The 18,310-nt window shown below is 63.4% G+C and carries 18 protein-coding genes; 10 read left to right on the top strand and 8 right to left on the bottom strand.

From position 1 onward, the window contains the following. Positions 1–71 precede the first annotated feature (71 nt). A complete protein-coding gene (locus FKV68_RS32790) occupies positions 72–1,874 on the top strand; it encodes an NAD(P)/FAD-dependent oxidoreductase (RefSeq protein ID WP_180943052.1) in 1,803 nt (600 codons plus the stop codon). Positions 1,875–1,935: 61 nt separating this feature from the next. Here FKV68_RS32790 and FKV68_RS32785 read toward each other — a convergent pair whose 3' ends face one another. Genes FKV68_RS32785 through FKV68_RS32775 form a run of 3 tightly spaced genes read right to left on the bottom strand, consistent with a single transcriptional unit; the run spans position 1,936 to position 6,928 of the window. Beyond that, a complete protein-coding gene (locus FKV68_RS32785) occupies positions 1,936–5,085 on the bottom strand; it encodes an efflux RND transporter permease subunit (protein WP_180943051.1) in 3,150 nt (1,049 codons plus the stop codon). A 33-nt stretch (positions 5,086–5,118) separates the two neighbouring features. After that, on the bottom strand, positions 5,119–6,264 hold the full coding sequence (locus FKV68_RS32780) for an efflux RND transporter periplasmic adaptor subunit (RefSeq protein ID WP_180943050.1): 1,146 nt from the start codon (positions 6,262–6,264) through the stop codon (positions 5,119–5,121). A 55-nt stretch (positions 6,265–6,319) separates the two neighbouring features. Next, positions 6,320–6,928, bottom strand: a complete 609-nt coding sequence (locus tag FKV68_RS32775; protein WP_180943049.1) for a TetR/AcrR family transcriptional regulator — start codon at positions 6,926–6,928, stop codon at positions 6,320–6,322. Positions 6,929–7,242: 314 nt separating this feature from the next. Between FKV68_RS32775 and FKV68_RS32770 the strand changes: the two genes are divergently transcribed. The 7 genes from FKV68_RS32770 (at position 7,243) to FKV68_RS32740 (ending at position 12,666) form a co-directional block, all read left to right on the top strand. Continuing rightward, positions 7,243–7,686, top strand: coding sequence for a pseudoazurin (locus FKV68_RS32770; RefSeq protein ID WP_180944003.1), 444 nt, complete (start codon positions 7,243–7,245; stop codon positions 7,684–7,686). A gap of 344 nt (positions 7,687–8,030) precedes the next feature. Next, complete coding sequence (gene napE / locus FKV68_RS32765; RefSeq protein ID WP_246452735.1) at positions 8,031–8,225, top strand: periplasmic nitrate reductase, NapE protein; 195 nt, start codon at positions 8,031–8,033, stop codon at positions 8,223–8,225. An 8-nt stretch (positions 8,226–8,233) separates the two neighbouring features. Further along, positions 8,234–8,734 (top strand): ferredoxin-type protein NapF, encoded by a 501-nt coding sequence (locus FKV68_RS32760; protein WP_180943047.1) that lies wholly within the window; start codon positions 8,234–8,236, stop codon positions 8,732–8,734. After that, positions 8,727–9,014 (top strand): chaperone NapD, encoded by a 288-nt coding sequence (locus FKV68_RS32755; protein ID WP_180943046.1) that lies wholly within the window; start codon positions 8,727–8,729, stop codon positions 9,012–9,014. The genes FKV68_RS32760 and FKV68_RS32755 overlap by 8 nt, the downstream gene beginning before the upstream one ends. Continuing rightward, positions 8,989–11,496: a periplasmic nitrate reductase subunit alpha gene (gene napA / locus FKV68_RS32750; RefSeq protein WP_180943045.1), complete on the top strand. Its 2,508-nt coding sequence runs from the start codon at positions 8,989–8,991 to the stop codon at positions 11,494–11,496. The genes FKV68_RS32755 and napA overlap by 26 nt, the downstream gene beginning before the upstream one ends. Next, positions 11,463–11,966 carry a nitrate reductase cytochrome c-type subunit gene (locus tag FKV68_RS32745; RefSeq protein WP_180943044.1) on the top strand — a complete coding sequence of 168 codons (504 nt, stop codon included), beginning with the start codon at positions 11,463–11,465 and terminating at the stop codon, positions 11,964–11,966. The genes napA and FKV68_RS32745 overlap by 34 nt, the downstream gene beginning before the upstream one ends. Positions 11,967–11,970: 4 nt before the next feature. Continuing rightward, complete coding sequence (locus tag FKV68_RS32740; protein ID WP_180943043.1) at positions 11,971–12,666, top strand: NapC/NirT family cytochrome c; 696 nt, start codon at positions 11,971–11,973, stop codon at positions 12,664–12,666. Between the two features lie 241 nt (positions 12,667–12,907). Here the strand turns inward: FKV68_RS32740 and FKV68_RS32735 are convergent, their stop codons facing one another. From FKV68_RS32735 to ubiT, 5 genes are read right to left on the bottom strand one after another with little or no spacing between them, the layout of a single operon-like run. Next, the gene (locus FKV68_RS32735) at positions 12,908–13,264 is read right to left on the bottom strand and encodes a YbaN family protein (RefSeq protein WP_180944002.1); all 357 of its coding nucleotides are present in this window, start codon (positions 13,262–13,264) and stop codon (positions 12,908–12,910) included. A 54-nt stretch (positions 13,265–13,318) separates the two neighbouring features. Then, complete coding sequence (locus tag FKV68_RS32730; RefSeq protein ID WP_180943042.1) at positions 13,319–13,708, bottom strand: hypothetical protein; 390 nt, start codon at positions 13,706–13,708, stop codon at positions 13,319–13,321. A gap of 13 nt (positions 13,709–13,721) precedes the next feature. Then, positions 13,722–14,642 (bottom strand): ubiquinone anaerobic biosynthesis protein UbiV, encoded by a 921-nt coding sequence (ubiV, locus tag FKV68_RS32725; protein WP_180943041.1) that lies wholly within the window; start codon positions 14,640–14,642, stop codon positions 13,722–13,724. A gap of 3 nt (positions 14,643–14,645) precedes the next feature. Next, entirely contained in the window at positions 14,646–15,623 is a 978-nt protein-coding gene (gene ubiU / locus FKV68_RS32720; RefSeq protein ID WP_180943040.1) for a ubiquinone anaerobic biosynthesis protein UbiU, read from the bottom strand. Beyond that, entirely contained in the window at positions 15,614–16,120 is a 507-nt protein-coding gene (gene ubiT, locus FKV68_RS32715; protein WP_180943039.1) for a ubiquinone anaerobic biosynthesis accessory factor UbiT, read from the bottom strand. Before ubiT ends, ubiU begins: the two co-directional genes overlap by 10 nt. A 108-nt stretch (positions 16,121–16,228) precedes the next feature. Between ubiT and FKV68_RS32710 the strand changes: the two genes are divergently transcribed. Beyond that, positions 16,229–17,737, top strand: coding sequence for a UbiD family decarboxylase (locus FKV68_RS32710; RefSeq protein ID WP_180943038.1), 1,509 nt, complete (start codon positions 16,229–16,231; stop codon positions 17,735–17,737). Beyond that, a complete protein-coding gene (locus FKV68_RS32705) occupies positions 17,734–18,309 on the top strand; it encodes a UbiX family flavin prenyltransferase (RefSeq protein ID WP_180943037.1) in 576 nt (191 codons plus the stop codon). Before FKV68_RS32710 ends, FKV68_RS32705 begins: the two co-directional genes overlap by 4 nt. The last annotated feature ends 1 nt before the right edge of the window (position 18,310 follow it).

The following is an 18,310-nucleotide window of genomic DNA, read 5'->3' as shown; positions in this document are numbered from 1 at the left end:
TGCACAGCAACACCCTCGCCGGCGAAAGAGGAGTCGCCAGCAGGCAAGCCAAGCGAAAAGGAGGAGACCTCATGCTTGAAGAAAGTCCCAACACCCGCATCGACAATGCCCTTGCCAAGCTCGGCAGGGCCCTTGAACAGGGTGATATCGAGGCCGCCGTCAATCTGTTCCAGGCGGATTGCTACTGGCGCGACCTCGTCACCTTTACCTGGAACATCAGGACGATGGAGGGGCGGGACCAGATCCGCGACATGCTGACGAGCCAGCTCGCAGCGGTGAAGCCGGCGCTGTTCCGGCAGGACGCCAACGAACAGGCGAGCGGCGGGGACGGCGTGACCGACGGGTGGTTCGAATTCGAGACGCAAGTGGCGCGAGGCTACGGCCATATCCGGTTGAAGGACGGCCTGATCTGGACGCTTCTCACGACGATGACGGAGCTTAAAGGGCACGAGGAGCCGAAAGGCCTGCGGCGGCCGCTCGGCGCCGAGCACGGTCACGATCCCAATCGCAGGACGTGGAAGGAAAAGCGCGAGCGGGAGGCGGCCGACCTCGGCTACGGGACGCAGCCCTACGCCCTCATTGTCGGCGGCGGCCAGGGCGGCATCGCGCTCGGCGCGCGTCTGCGTCAGTTGAACGTGCCGACGATCATCATCGAGAAGAACGAACGACCGGGTGATAGCTGGCGCAAGCGCTACAAGTCGCTGTGCCTGCACGATCCGGTCTGGTACGACCACCTGCCTTACATCCCCTTCCCGGAGAACTGGCCGGTCTTCGCGCCGAAGGACAAGATTGGCGACTGGCTGGAGATGTACACCAGGGTGATGGAGCTCAACTACTGGGGCTCGACCACCTGCAAGTCGGCCAAGTACGACGAGGAAGCGAAAGAGTGGACGGTCGTCGTTGTGCGCGACGGCGAGGAAGTCGTGCTGCGACCGAAGCAACTCGTGCTCGCGACCGGCATGTCGGGCAAGCCGAATATTCCGAAACTCGAAGGTCAGGACGTCTTCAAAGGCGAACAGCAGCATTCGTCGCAGCATCCGGGTCCGGACGCCTATCGTGACAAGAAGGTGGTGGTCGTCGGCTCCAACAATTCCGCGCATGATATCTGCGCGGCGCTTTGGGAAGGCGGTGCCGACGTGACGATGGTGCAGCGGTCGTCGACGCACATCGTGCGCTCGGACACGCTGATGGATATCGGACTCGGGGACCTCTATTCCGAACGGGCGGTTGCCGCCGGCATGACGACCCGCAAGGCCGACCTGATCTTCGCCTCGCTTCCCTACCGGATCATGCACGAGTTCCAGATTCCGCTTTACGAGAAGATGCGCGAACGTGACGCCAAGTTCTATGCGGATCTGGAAAAGGCGGGCTTCATGCTCGACTGGGGCGCCGACGGTTCCGGGCTGTTCATGAAATATCTGCGCCGCGGTTCCGGCTACTACATCGACGTCGGCGCCTGCGATCTCGTCATCGACGGCAGCATCAAGCTGAAATCCGGCTCCGATGTCAGCCACCTGAAGGAAGATGCCGTCGTCTTGAAGGACGGCACCGAGCTTCCGGCCGATCTCGTCGTCTACGCCACCGGCTATGGCTCGATGAACGGCTGGGCGGCGGATCTCATCTCGAAGGAGGTCGCCGACAAGGTGGGCAAGGTCTGGGGCCTCGGCTCAGATACGCCGAAGGACCCCGGTCCGTGGGAGGGCGAGCAGCGCAACATGTGGAAGCCGACACAACAGGAGGCGCTCTGGTTCCATGGTGGCAACCTGCACCAGTCGCGCCACTATTCGCAGTATCTTTCATTGCAGCTGAAGGCCCGCTGCGAAGGCATTTCGACACCGGTCTACGGCCTCCAGGAGCGCCACCACCTGGGCTAAGCGACCATGCGCCAGCCGGTATTCCTTCCGGCTGGCGCGTCAAGAATGATGGCGGCCGAGTTCACTCCGCGGCGATCGGCGTGGGATAGCGCTCTTCCTCGTTGTCGTCTTCGGAGTGCTGCTCGGCGGCTTCCGGCTCAGCTTTCCGCTTCGGCTCCCGGCCGAAGAACAGTGCGTAGCCGGCCGGCAGCACCAGGATCGTCAGCACCGTCGCAACGAGGATGCCGCCCATCATGGCGTAGGCGAGCGGGCCCCAGAACACGCCGCGCGAGATCGGGATCAGCGCCAGCACGGCCGTCAGGGCGGTGAGCATGATCGGCCGGAAGCGGCGAACGGCCGCACCGATGATCGCCTCGGCGCGCTCCATGCCTGCCGCGATGTCCTGATCGATCTGGTCGACGAGGATGATCGAGTTGCGGATGATGATGCCGAGCAGCGCGATGACGCCGAGAATGGCGACGAAGCCGAAGGGGGCGCCGCTGATCAAGAGCGCGGCGGCCGCGCCGATGATGCCGAGCGGGCCGGTCGCGAGCACCAGCATCGCCTTGCCAAAGTGCTGGAGCTGCGCCATCAGCAGCACGACGATGACGACCAGCATGATCGGCGCCTTGGCGGCGATCGAGGCCTGGCTTTCGGCGCTGTCCTCGGCGCCGCCCTGGATCTCGACCTTGTAGCCGGGAGCGAGTCCGTCTCTCAGCCCCTGAAGCTCGTTGTAGAGCTTCGTCGTTACGTCGTTCGACTGCACGCCGTCAGGCAGCGTGGCGCGGACCGTGATCGTCGGCAGGCGATCGCGGCGCCATTCGATGCCCTGCTCCATGACCGGCACGACCTTGGCGACCTGCGAGACCGGAACGAAGCCGCCGAAGTCGGTCGGAACATAGACCGAGTTGACGGCCGAAAGCAGTTGGCGATTGCCGTCCGGCTCCCGCGCGACGATCGAGACGGTTTCCTCGCCGTCGCGGAAATTGTCGAGCGGCACGCCGGACATCGATGCCTGCAGCATCTGGCGGATGCGCTGCGAGGTGACGCCCAGCGCCCGGGCGCGGTCCTGGTCGATCGTCAGCTTCATCGCCGGCACCGGCTCCAGCCAGTCGTCGTGAACAGCGCCGAGCAGCGGGTTCTCGTTGAACTTCGCCTTCACCTGATCGGCGATGCGGCGTACTTCGGCGCGATCCGGGCCCATCACGCGCAACTGCACGGGCCAGCCGGTCGGCGGGCCGAGGAACAGCCGGTCGACCTTGGCGCGGATCGACGGAAAGTCTTCGGCAATGATCGTGCGCAGCTTTGTGATCAGCCGCTCGCGGGCCGGCTCGTCCTTCGCCATGACGAGCAGCTGCGCGAAGTTCGGATTGCGAAGCTGCTGGTCGAGCGGCAGGAAGAAGCGCGGTGCGCCCTCGCCGATATAGGTGGCGATGAAGCGCTTGTCCTCGTCGTCCATCATCCGGGCTTCGACAGCCTTCGCCTGCTTCTCGACCTCCTTGATGCTGGTTCCTTCCGGCAGCCACAGATCGACCAGGATTTCCGGCCGCGACGACTGCGGGAAGAAGTTCTTCGGAATGAACTGGAACGCCCAGAGGCTGGCGACGAAGGTCGCGAGCGTCATGACGAGCACGATCACCCGGTGGCGCACCGCCCAGCCGACCGTCGCGCGCAGGCGCCGGTAAAAGCGCGTGTCGAAGACGTCGTGGTGATTGCCGGCATGATGGCGTTGCTTCAAGATCATGTAGCCGAGCCACGGCGTGAAATAGACGGCGACGAACCAGGAGACCACCAGCGCGATGCCGACGACATAGAAGAGCGAGCGCACATATTCGCCCGCGGTCGACTCGGCGAAGCCGACGGGGATGAAACCTGCGGTCGTGATCAGCGTGCCGGTCAGCATCGGGAAGGCGGTGGAGGAATAGGCGAAGCTCGCCGCCTCGATCTTCACGAGGCCCTCCTCGAGCTTGCGCTCCATCATTTCGACGACGATCATCGCGTCGTCGACGAGCAGGCCGAGCGCGATGATCAGCGCGCCGAGCGAGATGCGCTGCAGGTCGATGCCGAGCTCGTACATGATCGCGAATGTAGCCGCGAGCACGAGCGGGATGGCGATCGCGATGACGAGACCAGAGCGCCAGCCGATCGACAGGAAGGAGACGACGAGCACGATGATCAGCGCCTCGCCGAGGGCATGCATGAACTCGCTGATCGCGTCGGTCACCACCTCCGGCTGGTTCGCGATCTGGTCGACGGAGACGCCATAGGGGAGGGAGGATTCGAAGCGCTCGTAGGTCGCTTCCACTGCCTTGCCGACGTCGGTGACCTTGTAGCCCTTGGCCATGACCACGCCGATCTGGACGCTGTCGTGGCCGTTGAAGCGGTATTTGCGCTGGTATGGGTCCTCCAGCCCCGAGGTGACGGTGGCGATGTCACCGAGCCGGATCACCTGGTTCCCGGCGCGCAAGCGGAGCGCACGGATATCCTCGGCGCGGTCGACACCGCCCTCGACGGAAATGCGCACCGAACGCGTGCCGGTATCGACGGAGCCGGCACGATCGACGTTGTTCTGGCCGACGATCGCGTTGCGCAGATCGTTGAGCGTCAGCCCGTGTTCCGCGAGCGTCTTGGACGAAACGTCGATATAGATCTTCTCCGGCTGATCGCCGATGATCGATACCTTTTCGACGCCGGGCGTCGTCAAGAGCATGTCGCGGCCCTGGATCGCGAACTTCTTGAGCTCCGGATAGCTGTAGCCGTCGCCGCTGATCGAGTGGAGCGTGATGAAGGTGTCGCCGAACTCGTCGTTGAAATAGGGGCCGAGGAGACCGTCCGGCAGCTCGTTGTCGATGTCGCCGACTTTCTTGCGTACCTGGTAGAAGGCGTCGGCCACCTCTTCGGCATTGGTGTCGCCCTCGACTTGCAGCGTGATGATGGCGCTGCCGGCGCGCGTGTAGGAGCGGACGAAATCGAGATGCGGCGTTTCCTGCAGCTTGCGCTCGATCTTGTTGACGACCTGGTCTTGCATCTCCTCGATCGATGCGCCCGGCCAGACGGCCTGGATGACCATGACACGGAAGGTGAATTCCGGATCTTCGCGCTGGCCCATGCGTACGAGGCCGAGGGCGCCGGTGATGATGATCAGCGCGAAGAGGAAGCGCGCGATGCTCGGATGACCGATCGCCCAGCGCGAGAGGTTGAACGGTTTCCTGTCCTCAGTGGAGGCGTCCATGGCCGTCGTTCCGTTCTATCGGTAATTGGAGGGTTAGCGAAGGACTTCGCCGGTTTCGGTCAGCGCCGCCTGCTGTTCGGCTGCCGGTAGCTTCACCTTCAGGTCTTCCGTCATGAATTGCGTGCCGGCGGCAACGACGAGATCGCCCTGCTTAAGCCCTTCGGCGATGCGAACGCCATCGCCGCTGAATTCGGCGAGCTTGACGTCGCGCGCGTGCACGGTCGAGCTGTCAGGATTGACCACCCAGACCACCTTCCGGCCGTCTTTCTCGGCAAGCGCGCTCAACGGGATGGAAACCGAGGGCCCAGCATTGGCCGCGACCGCCTCGATCGTGGCCGTCATGCCGAGCAGCACGCGCGCGTCGGTCGGCAGGCTGACGCGCACGGAAAAGGTCCGCGACTGCTGGTCCGCGCTGCCGGAGACTTCGCGTACATGGGCGTCGAGCACGAGCGCGTCGTCCGACCAGAAGCGCGCCTCGACCGTCTTGCCCGGCTTGAATTCGGAGATATCCATCTCGGGCACGGCGATCTGCACTTCCTTTTCACCATCGACGGCGACGGTCACCACCGGCGTGCCGGTGCCGACGACCTGGCCGATATCGGCGTTGATCGCGGTGACGATGCCGTTCTGGTCGGATTTCAGATCGCTGTAGGCGACCTGGTTCCTGGCCTGATCGAGCGACGAGGCGGCGGCGTCCCGCGTGGAGACCGCCTGATCATAGAGAAGCGTCGCCTGATCGAGCTCAGCCTTGGACGAGAATTCACGGGTGAAGAGCTGCTCGGCCCGCATCTTGGTGAGCGCCGTCGTTTCCACCTGCTTCTCAGCGGCAGCGAGGTTGGCTACGGCGCTTTTTACGGCGAGCTCGTAATCGGTCGGGTCGATGCGGGCGAGCAGGTCGCCCGGCTTCACCCGGTCGCCGATATTGACGAGCCTTTCGGTGATCTTGCCGCCGACGCGAAAGCCGAGATTCATCTCCGTGCGCGCCTTCACCGAACCGGAATAGTCGAGTTCGCGGTGATTGCCGCCCGCGGCGATCTCGACGACCTTGACCGGCCGGATGATCTCCCTGGTCTCGACCTTCTCTTCCGAGCAGGCGGAGAGGGCGACGGCGATGGCAAGCGCGGCCGCGAGCTTGGCGGCGACCGGGGTTCTCATTTCGAGGGCCTTTGGTGAAAACATCTCTGGCACTCCTGATCCTGTCTGCCGCCCCGCGGCTCGATTATGTCTGGCTCGATTATTTCTTCAGTGCACTGATCGCGAATTCGATCAGCTCGTCGGGCGTTGCGCGGTTTTCCTTCGCGAGACACTGGGCGACGATCTGCGGATGGCAGAGCGTGACGATGCTGGCGCCAAAGCAGCGCGCGGCCTTTTCCGGGTCCTGATCGGCGAACTCGCCGGCTGCGATGCCTTCGCGGATGATGTCGGCGAGGAGCCCGTCCATGCGGTCGATGTGCTTCTCGATGACGTGCCAGTCCCGCTCGATGGCGACGACGACCATTTCGTGGACCTTCTGCTCGTCGAGCATGGTCTCGACCGTCATCTTGTGCTGCCCTTGTGCGTAACGGCGGAGCCGCTCGGAGGCGCTCAAAGGCAGACGGGACGTCTCGAAGGCCTGCCCATAGCTCGCGGCCAGCATGCGCGCGCAAAGCGCCTGGTGGATCTCCGTCTTCGACGCGAAGAAGCGATAGATGTTGGCCGGCGACATTTCGAGGTCGCGGGCGATGTCGGCCACATTCGTCTTGCTGTAGCCGTAATGGCGGAACAGCCGCTCGGCGGAATCGAGGATCCGCGTCACGTTTTCCTGCCTGGCGGCGTCGACGCCGGTGTCTGCGAGTTCGCTCATTTCATCTCACGAATTATGACTGACGATTTTCGAATTTCGTCAGTTTTAATCCGACAAACGAAACCTGTCAATGATCTCCGGGATCTCCGGCCAGAAAGAATCCCTGCCGACAATCCTGTTTAGGGCTCAAACGGCAGCAACCACGATTGCCATAGCCTCGCGCTCGTGTGCGTTCACATCCACGAGCGAAGGCGGCCCTCGCCACCATCGTCGCGTTATTTGACGCGCGTCAAAGTCGGCAGGTCGGCATCGGCCTATTTCCGGGGCGACAACCACGGGCAAGGGCTCGGTGGTTCAACGGAGAAGATGAAATGCTGACGATGATGAAGAAGGGCCTTGGCCTCGCCGCGGTGGCAATGCTGATCACCACCCCTGCGCTTGCGGCAGACTTTGAAGTGCACATGCTCAACAAGGGCAAGGACGGCGTAATGGTCTTTGAGCCTGCATCGCTGAAGATCGCCGCGGGCGATACCGTGACCTTCATCCCGACCGACAAGGGCCACAACGTCGAGACGATCAAGGGCATGCTGCCGGATGGCGCCGAAACGCTGAAGAGCAAGGTCAGCGAGAACTACAAGGTCACGTTCACCACTCCGGGCCTCTATGGCGTGAAGTGCACGCCGCATTACGGCATGGGCATGGTGGGCGTCGTACAGGTGGGCGACAGCCCGGCCAATCTCGACGCGGCGAAGGGCGCGAAGAACCCGAAGAAGGCGCAGGAGCGTCTCAACGCCGCCCTCGCAGCGCTGGCCCTTTAAGCGGCGGCGTCCATCGACAGCGGGCGTCATCCACCAGCGGAATCGTAGAGGCCAAAATCTTAAAGGGCCGGTGCGGCGTGAACGCCGCACCGGCCCTTTCTTTGTTGGTTCAGCAGGCGGCCATGTTTCCACGCGCTGGCGTTGTAGCATCTGCGTATTTTCGAAAATGCCAAATGCTACGACCGCTCAGCCGAAGAAAACCCCAAATTTGCCCGGGTCAGAATATCTCATTGAATTGATAGATGTTATTTCTATTCTTGAGCACTAGAGTTTAGTTTATTTCCCTTTCTTTCCTGACAGGGATTGTTACTATGCTGGCGGGTGACATCAACGGGGGTGTTGGCGTGTCAGAGTTATCTCCGCAGCAGGTGGTGGCGCCGCCGCCACAATCCCGACGACGTGAACTTCTGACATTTCTGATACTGGCCTTCGGCATCTGGCCGTTGCTCGCCGTCGCCGTCGTCGGCGGCTATGGCTTCATCGTCTGGATGCTGCAGCTCGTCTTCGGACCGCCCGGTCCGCCGCCGGCGCCGCATTGAGGTGCGTCATGGCTGTTGCGACGATTTCCAGACGAGACCTGCTCTTCCGCCGCGGCGCGCCCGCGCCCGAACGGATCTGTCCGCCGGGCGTGACGCCCGAGAGTCTTGCCGCCTGCACCGGTTGCGGCCGCTGCGTGGACGCCTGTCCGACGCACATCATCAGCCTTGCCGGCAACAGACCGTCCCTCGATTTTTTCATTGGCGAGTGCACCTTCTGCGGTGAATGCCGGAGCGCCTGTCCGGAGCCGGTCTTTCAGTTTGCCGACGTGACGCGCTTTCAGCATGTGGCGGCGATCGCCGATCACTGTCTGGCGAAGAACGCTGTCGCCTGTCAGTCCTGCCGCGATAGCTGTCCGGAGCAGGCGATCCGCTTCCAGCCGCGGATCGGCGGACCTTTTCTGCCGGTCGTCGACGAGGAAGCCTGCAGCGGCTGCGGCGCCTGCGTCGGCATCTGTCCGGTCGCCGCCGTCGAGCTCGGCGCGCGGAACCAGGAGGGGGCCGATGTCTGACACACCGGGCAATTATCACGTCTCAAGCGCTGTCATCGTCGCCGTTCCGGCGATGGAGGACGAGGTTTTGGCGATGCTTTCGCAAATGAGCAATGTCGAGGTTTACGGCCACCAGGGCGGCAAGATCGTGGTGGTCATCGAAGGAACGAGCACGGGCATGCTCGGCGAGTGCCTGTCGCAGATTTCCATGCTGGAAGGCGTGGTGGCGGCCAACATCGTGTTCGAGCATGTCGAGAAAGAGGAGACGATCGGCAATGACCGGCGAACTGACGCGGCGTGACATCCTCAAGGCCCATGCGGCCGGCATAGCGGCGGCCACCGCTGGCATCGCGCTTCCTGCCGCAGCGCAACCTGTTCCCGGCGGCGTGACCGCGCTGGAGATCAAATGGTCGAAGGCGCCATGCCGTTTCTGCGGCACCGGTTGCGGCGTGATGGTGGGCGTGAAGGAAGGGCAGGTGGTCGCCACGCACGGCGACATGCAGGCCGAGGTCAACCGCGGCCTCAACTGCATCAAGGGCTACTTCCTCTCGAAGATCATGTATGGCGCCGATCGGCTGAAAACGCCGCTCCTGCGCAAGCGGAACGGCGCTTACGCCAAGGACGGCGAGTTCGAGCCGGTGAGCTGGGACGAAGCCTTCGACGTGATGGCGGAGCAGGCGAAGAGAGTTCTGAAGGAGAAGGGACCGACGGCCGTCGGCATGTTCGGCTCCGGACAGTGGACGATCTTCGAGGGCTATGCGGCGACGAAACTGATGCGCGCCGGCTTTCGCTCCAACAATCTCGACCCCAATGCCCGCCACTGCATGGCATCGGCCGCCTATGCCTTCATGCGCACCTTCGGCATGGACGAGCCGATGGGTGTCTATGACGATTTCGAGCACGCCGACGCCTTCGTGCTGTGGGGCTCGAACATGGCCGAAATGCACCCGATCCTGTGGACGCGGGTCGCTGACCGCAGACTGGGGCAACCTCATGTCCGCGTCGCCGTGCTTTCCACCTTTACCCACCGCAGCATGGACTTGGCCGACATCCCGATCATCTTCACGCCGGGAACGGATCTGGCGATCCTCAATTATATCGCCAATCACATCATCCAGACCGGTCGCGTCAATCAGGACTTCGTGCAGCGCCACACGCGATTCGTGCGCGGCGTAACCGAGATCGGCTATGGCCTGCGACCGGAACATCCCTTGGAAAAGGCGGCTCCCAACGCGGCCGATCCGGGCAAGATGGAACCGATCGACTTTGAAGCCTTCAAGGCATTCGTTTCCGATTACACATTGGAGAAGACGGCGGAATTGACCGGCGTCGATCCCGGCTTCCTGGAGCAGTTGGCGGAACTCTATGCCGATCCCGACCGCAAGGTCATGTCGCTCTGGACCATGGGCTTCAACCAGCATGTGCGCGGCGTCTGGGCAAACCAGATGGTCTATAACATTCACCTGTTGACGGGAAAGATCTCGGAGCCCGGCAACAGCCCGTTCTCGCTGACCGGCCAGCCGTCGGCCTGCGGCACCGCGCGCGAGGTCGGAACCTTCGCCCATCGGCTTCCGGCCGACATGACGGTGACCAATCCCAAACATCGGGAGCGTGCCGAGGAGATCTGGCGCATCCCGAAGGGGATTATCCCCGACAAGCCGGGCTACCATGCCGTCCTGCAGGACCGCATGCTCAAGGACGGCAAGCTCAATTTCTACTGGGTGCAGGTCAACAACAACATCCAGGCTGCACCGAATACCAGCAACGAGACCTGGCAGGGCTATCGCAACCCCGACAACTTCATTGTCGTCTCGGACGCCTACCCGACGATCACCGCGATGAGTGCCGACCTGATCCTGCCGGCCGCCATGTGGGTGGAGAAGGAGGGTGCCTACGGCAATGCCGAACGTCGCACCCAGGTCTGGCGCCAACTCGTCCAGGCTCCCGGCGAGGCCCGCTCGGACCTTTGGCAGATCGCGGAATTCTCCAAGCGCTTTACGACCGACGAGGTCTGGCCGGCCGACATTCTCGAGTCGAACCCCGAATATCGCGGCAAGACCCTGTTCGACGTGATCTTCCGCAACGGCGAAGTGGATCGCTTTCCTCTCAGCGAGATCGATCCGGCCTACGACAACCAGGAGGCCAAGGCCTTCGATTTCTACATCCAGAAGGGCTTGTTCGAGGAATATGCCACCTTCGGGCGCGGCCACGGCCACGATCTCGCACCCTTCAACATGTACCACGAGGTGCGCGGGTTGCGCTGGCCGGTGGTCGACGGCAAGGAGACGCTCTGGCGCTATCGCGAGGGTTTCGATCCCTTCGTCAAGCCTGGGGAGGGCGTGAACTTCTACGGCCAGCCGGACGGCAAGGCGGTCATCATCGCCGTGCCCTACGAGCCGCCGGCCGAATCGCCCGATGAGGAATACGACATCTGGCTGGTGACCGGCCGCGTGCTGGAGCACTGGCATTCCGGTTCGATGACCTTGCGTGTTCCCGAGCTCTTCAGGGCCTTCCCGGGCGCCGTCTGCTTCATGAACGCCGACGATGCCCGCAAGCGCGGCATCAATCAGGGCGCCGAAGTCCGGGTCGTTTCCCGGCGCGGCGAGATGCGCGCCCGTATCGATACGCGTGGTCGCAACCGCATGCCGCCGGGCGTGATCTTCGTTCCGTGGTTCGACGCCAGCAAGCTCATAAACAAAGTTACCCTCGACGCCACGGATCCCATCTCCAAACAGACGGATTTCAAAAAATGCGCGGTCAAGATTATACCCGTCGCCGTCTGAGACGGCCTGAATGGATGGTGGTCGTGGCAGGACTCTTGCTGTTCGTCACGACAACCGCGATTGCCCAGGTGATACCGACGGTCATGCCACAACTGGTGGGGCGGTCTCCCGCGATGGAGACCGGCCCCGCGGCGCCCTTGCCCAAGTGGATCACCGATGACGTTCGCAAGGAGCGCAATTATCCTGACCAGCCGCCGGTCATCCCGCATTCGATCGAGGGCTATCAGCTCTCGGTCAACACCAACCGGTGCCTCTCCTGCCACAGGCGCGAGTTCACCCAGGAATCCGGCGCGCCAATGATCAGCGTCACGCACTACATGACCCGCGAGGGCCAGATGCTCGCGGACGTTTCGCCAAGGCGTTACTTCTGCACCGCCTGCCATGTGCCGCAGGCCGACGCCAAGCCACTTGTCGGCAATACCTTCAAGGATATGAGCGAGCTGGGCGCCAAGCCTGCGGGAAGCGAGTGACGCGATGGAATGGATCAGGAAAGTCGTCCTCTGGGCGTGGCGCGTCGTCAGCACGCCGGCAGGAACACTGAGCCTCGGCTTTCTGACGCTTGGCGGCTTCGTCGGCGGCGTGATGTTCTGGGGTGCCTTCAACACCGCGCTCGAGCTCACCAATACCGAGGCCTTCTGCACCTCCTGCCACGAGATGCGCGACAACGTCTATCAGGAGCTGACGCGGACGATCCACTTCTCCAACCGCTCCGGGGTCAGAGCGACTTGTCCGGACTGTCATGTGCCGCATCGCTGGACCGACAAGATCGCCCGCAAGATGCAGGCGTCGAAGGAGGTCTGGGGCAAGATCTTCGGGACGATCAATACCCGCCCGAAATTCCTCGAGCATCGGCTGGAACTCGCCCAGCATGAATGGGCGCGGCTGAAGGCAAACGACAGTCTCGAGTGCCGCAATTGCCATTCGTCCGTGGCGATGGACCTGCAGAGGCAGACGGAACGGGCGGCGGCGATTCACACCCGCTACCTGCTTCCCGGCCGGGCAACCTGCATCGATTGCCACAAGGGCATCGCCCACGAGCTCCCGAACATGGAGGGCATCGATCCGGGCTGGAAGGTACCGCGGGAACTGGAAGGCGAAACCGCCACCAGTTCAACTCCGATCGACGAACTGCGTCGGGCAATGAAGGAATTGCACGCGAGCGCCTTCTAGAGCGCCGTGCGTTCAAGTGAACGCACAAAGGACGCTCGAGCACTTTGATCCTTAGAGCATCTTATCCGCTTTCAGTGATTCCACTTGAAAGCGGGATGCTCTAGATCACGATGATTTCAGGTCGGATCGACCTAAAGTCATGAACGTGATCGATTCTAATAGAGCGGGTAATAGAGCGGGATGCGGGCGGAAAACCGCACGCACTTTTCCTTATCCCGCTCCAAGGCCGCTTTAGCGGCACTCAATTGCTCGGTCGTGTGAGAATGAAGGCGGCCGGGAGCGCCATCACGGCCGCGACGATGGCCGCAAGCATCGCGTCCGGCGCGCTGAAAAGGCAGAAGAGACCGAAACTTGCGGCGATCAGGGCGACGGCGGTGTACTTCGATCTCGCCGTGATCGCACCCTTTTCGCGCCAGAGGCGCAGCGAGGGGCCGAAAACCGGATGCTCGAGAAGCCAGCGTTCAAGCCGGGGAGAGGCCCGGGCGAACAGGCCCGCCGCCAAGAGCAGGAAAGGAGTGGTGGGCAATAGCGGCAGGAACACGCCGGCGACGGCGAATGCGACCATCAGCCAGCCAAGGCACAGGCAAAGGATACGCAACGGAAGCTTCATTCTCCGTCTCCAGTGGGCCCAGCCCCGAAAGCCTAACCATCTTCATCGCACACCTGCCTTCGAACTCGGTAGGGCGGCGACATTGAGCAGCCGCGCGCCTTGCAGCGCAGCTTCGGCGATGTCCTCGAAAAGCAGCCGCGCTTCCACCAGCACGCTGCGGTCGGCATCCCCATAGCCGATCTCGTCAAGCTCGTGAAGCAGTTCCATGATCGTGGCGATGCGGCGCCGCTGGCGCCGGGCCTGGTCGAGTATGCGCTTTTCGCGTTGCCTCGCCGTCAGGCTTTCGAAGCGAAGCAGCAATTCGTCGACGCGTGTACGGCAGCCGCATTCGAGCGAAGCGCCATCGATCAACCTGCGGATCTGGCTGATGACCGTCACGAGATTCTCATCGTGTGTGGTTTCATCTGCGAGCATGTCGAATTCACGTGTCATGGTGAGACTCCGGCTAAGTTGATGCGTTGCCCGCGATCCAGGCGGCACCCTGCTGGGCGTAATGGAACCCGTTCGAAAGGCGCGTACCGGGATAGGCCTCTTGAAGACGGGCGATGGCATCGGCGGGGGCGGACCTGCCGGCGATTGCATCGTCGAATGCCCGGGCGACGGAGACCATGTCGCAGTCCTGCGGCGAAAGGCGGATCCGCGAAATGCCGGCGGCCGCCAGTTCCGGCAGTTCCTGGATAAGCGCCTGGCATGTGTGCGAGACGGTCTGTACGCCGTTCAGGACGAGAAAAGGCTGACGGTCGAGCGTTTCGACCACTAGGCCATCCGGGTCGTCGCCGCAGATGAACTGGCAATTATCCTTGACCAGTCCCTTGGACCGGGCGTGCGCGCAGCGGGCCGAGATCGCCAGCGGGACTCGCCCGAACGCGAATATCTCGAAGGCCACGCCGGGCGCATCGCGGACGATCTCGCGCACGGATGTCATCGGCAGTTCCGGTGGCAGGCAGATGCTCGTCGCACCGCGTGAGGCGAGCAGCCGCGCGGTCGCGCCGTTATACACATTGATCAACGGTCCGATGGAATGCGGCTTGCCGGCAAGCAGCCCGAGCGCAGACAGGTCGTTGGCTTCGACCGGGTGCGCGCTGTCGCGCGCGAGAGCCCGCACCAGCTGGCTTTCGCGTTCGAGCGTGACCAGCGACAGCGAGGAGAGGCTGACGCTCTTTCCCGCCTGTTCCAGCCGCTCGACAACCTCGCCGACATGCGGCTCGATGAAATGCAGGCGCTTCGAGCAGACCGTTTCGCCGATGACCACATGCGCGATCGGCGCCTCGTCGGCGATGCGGAAGTAGAAATCGCGCCATTTCGGTCCATCCCAGAGGTAGAGAACCGGACCAAGGCTGAGGCTTGGAAGCGTGGTGACGGTCATGATCTACCTCCAGCGCTTTTCATAGGCACCGGACGTCGTCCGCTGGCCTTCGCTCAAGAGTCTCAGGCGCGAGATGAGAGCCGGCCGCTCGGCGGCATCGGCGGCTACCGCGCGGCGCATCACCGACACGACCTCGGCGACATAGGCCTTGCCGCGCTGGCGTCCCTCGATCTTCAGCGCGCTGACGCCGGCCTCGCGCAACAGGTCGACGTGGTCCATCACGTCGAGCGAAACCGGGTCCTCGAAGGCGTAGCCGCGTTCGTCCGCGACGTTGAAGCGTCCCTTGCAGAGCGTCGGATAACCAGCCGCCTCGCCGGCGGGAAAGCGATTGATCGTATAATCGCCGAGTTCGGAGACGAGTTCGCGTCCATCCTCGCGGTAGCGGACGTGGCTCGCCGGAGAACAGACACCGTTCATGTTCGGCGACTTGCCGGTCGCATAGGAGGAGAGCGAACACCGCCCCTCAGCCATCACGCAGAGCCCGCCGAAGACGAAAACCTCGATCTCGCAGCGGATCTGCCGCGCGAGGCGGGCGATGTCGGGTATGGTGAGGATGCGCGGCAGCACGACGCGCTTTGCCCGAAACGTCTCGACCAGGAAATTGACCGCATCCGCGTTGGCGGCGGAGGCCTGGACCGATACGTGCAGGCGCTGGTCGGGATAGCGCTCGGCGGTATAGGCCATCAAACCGAAATCGGCGAGGATGACGGCGTCGGCCCCGAGGCGCACGGCATCGTCCACCGCTTCGTGCCAGAGTTTTTCGCGACCGGCGCGCATGAAGGTGTTGATGGCAACGAAGGTCATCGCTCCATGCTGACGGGCATAGGCGATCGCCGCCTTCAGCTCGTCGCGGGAAAAGTTCAGCCCCGGGAAGTTGCGGGCATTGGTCTCGTCACGAAAACCGCAATAGACGGCATCGGCTCCGGCATCGACGGCTTCGCGGAAGGCGGCCGGCGTGCCGGCCGGGCAGATCAGTTCCATTGGCCGGCCTCCCTGGGCAGGACGCGGCTTCTGATCTCAGCTGCGGCCCGCCGGATCAGCGGTGCGAAGGGGCCTGCGAGGCTGCCGATGTCGGAGGGCAGGTCGATGTTGCAGTCGTCGAGCGCATTGCGCAGCGCCAGCATCGCTTCCATGTCGCCGGTTACCGTCAGGTCACGCGAGAAGAAAACGGCGTCACCGTCGAGCCGGCCTTCGAGCAGGCCGAGGAGAAGGACGAAGCCGCCCGTGACGGAAGCATCGGTCACCGGCACATTGGGCTTGCGGTGTACGGATATACGGTTCTTGGCAGGCTCGACCAGGAAACCGACCGGCAGGTCGGACGGAATGAAGCCATACCGCTTGGCCGCGTGTTCGCCGAGGCGATCGAAAAGGCCGGGATGGCGCGCCATGACGTGGGAGAAGACGAGCCTTGTCGCCCGCTCAATGGCGGGAATGGGGATGAGCCGGAGCGGAACGGCCATCGCTGTGGGAACGGTCATGAGGGGCCTGCGAACTGTGTGAACGTTCTCCCGATGTTAGCCGGCTGCCGTCGCCCGTGTTTGTCCCACATCAAAGACAGGCGGAAATCACCGGCACAAAGAGGCGGCATGAACAAACACTTCCGTCTCGCAGAGCACTTCGCCTCGCTTCAGGATTTTGCTTTGGCGCTGGAGCGCGCCGGCGAGCTCAAGCGGATTTCGCGGCCGGTCTCGCTCGTCCATGAAGTGACCGAAATCCACAGGCGCGTCCTTGCATCGGGCGGACCAGCGCTCCTGTTCGAAAAGCCGGTCGATGCTTCCGGCCGCGTGCACGCAATTCCGCTGCTCGCCAACCTGTTTGGCGCGCAAGCGCGGATCGAGCGCGGCTTCGGTCTGGCGCCGGGCGGATTACCCTTCCTTGCCCAGGAACTCGCGGAGCTGCGTGATCCCCGTGCGCCGGGATCGCTGCGCGATGCCTGGGAGAAGCTGCCGTTGCTGCGCTCCGCGCTCTCGATGCGGCCGAAGCATCATAGCCGAGCGCCGTGCCAGGAGATCGTCTGGAGCGGTCCGGAGCTCGATCTTGCGAACCTGCCGATCCAGTGGTGCTGGCCGGGCGAGCCGGCGCCGCTCATCACCTGGCCGCTCGTCATCACCATGGCGCCGGACGATCCGACGGACATCAATGTCGGCATCTACCGCATGCAGGTTCTGGGCAAAGACCGCGCGATCGTCCGCTGGCTCGCTCACCGCGGCGGCGCACGCCATCACCGCCTTTGGCAGCGACAGGGCCGGGACATGCCGGTCGCGGTTGCGGTCGGTGCGGATCCGGCCACCATCCTTGCCTCGGTGATGCCGTTGCCGGACGGATTGAGCGAACTCAATTTTTCAGGACTCATTCGCCGGCGCCGAACGCCGTTGGCTGCAGGCCGGACGGTGCCGCTTCCGGTGCCGGCAAACGCGGAAATCGTGCTCGAAGGCACCGTGTCCGCCGTCGAGACGGCGGACGAAGGGCCCTACGGCGATCATACCGGCTATTACAACTCCGTCGACCGCTTCCCGGTAATGACGCTTTCGGCGATCACGATGCGCCGAAATCCGATCTATCTTTCCACCTATACCGGCCGGCCGCCCGATGAACCGTCGCGTCTTGGCGAAGCGATGAACGTGCTGTTCGTGCCGCTGGTGAAGAAGCAGTTTCCGGAAATCGTCGATCTGTGGCTGCCGCCTGAGGCCTGCTCCTATCGGGCAATGGTCGTGGCGATCGACAAGCGTTATCCGGGCCAGGCGAAGCGGTTGATGATGGGACTCTGGTCGATGCTGCCGCAGTTCAGCTACGTGAAGCTCATCATCGTCGTCGATCCCGACATCAATGTGCGCAGCTGGCCGGATGTCGTCTGGGCGCTTTCCACGCGCTTCGACGCAAGCCGTGACGTGACGATCGTCGCCGACACGCCGATCGACTATCTAGACTTCGCCTCGCCGCGCTCCGGTCTCGGTGGCAAGCTCGGGCTCGATGCGACCACCAAGATCGGTGCGGAGACCGACCGCGAGTGGGGGAAGGTGCTCGACATGTCGCCGGAGGTGAAGGCCGATGTGGACCGGATGTGGGCCGAGCTGGGTCTGGGAGACCGCCAATGACGGGAAGATTGAGGATAGTCGTCGGCGTGACCGGCGCTTCGGGAGCAGCCATCCCGTTGCGCATCGCCGAACGACTTGCGCGGATCGACGGGGTCGAGACGCATTTGGTCATGTCGCCGGCGGCACACCGGACATTGAGCCACGAGGTGGGGCCGGACGCGCTGTTGCGAATGCTCGAAAAGGCCGATCGAGTCTACGATCACGACAACATCGGCGCGGCGATCGCCAGCGGGTCTTTTCCGACCGCCGGCATGATCGTCTCACCCTGCTCGATGCGCACGCTGGCGGCGATCGCCAATGGACTTGCCGACAATCTCCTCGTCCGCGCCGCCGACGTACATCTGAAGGAACGCCGACGGCTGGTGCTGATGACGCGCGAGACGCCGCTCCACCTCGGGCACCTGCGCAACATGTGCGCCGTCACTGAAATGGGTGCGATCGTCATGCCGCCGGTGCCGGGATTCTATCACCGGCCGGCAAGCGTCGAGGCAATCGTCGATCATCTCGCCGCGCGAGCCATAGATCTTCTGGCGCTGCCGATCGCGCCGCTCGCGGAAGCTTGGCAGGGATAAA

This window comes from Sinorhizobium mexicanum (assembly GCF_013488225.1).
GTDB classification, from domain to species: Bacteria; Pseudomonadota; Alphaproteobacteria; order Rhizobiales; family Rhizobiaceae; genus Sinorhizobium; species Sinorhizobium mexicanum.
Note: the sequence above shows the minus strand (reverse complement) of the source record. Positions and strands in the feature narration are given on the sequence as shown.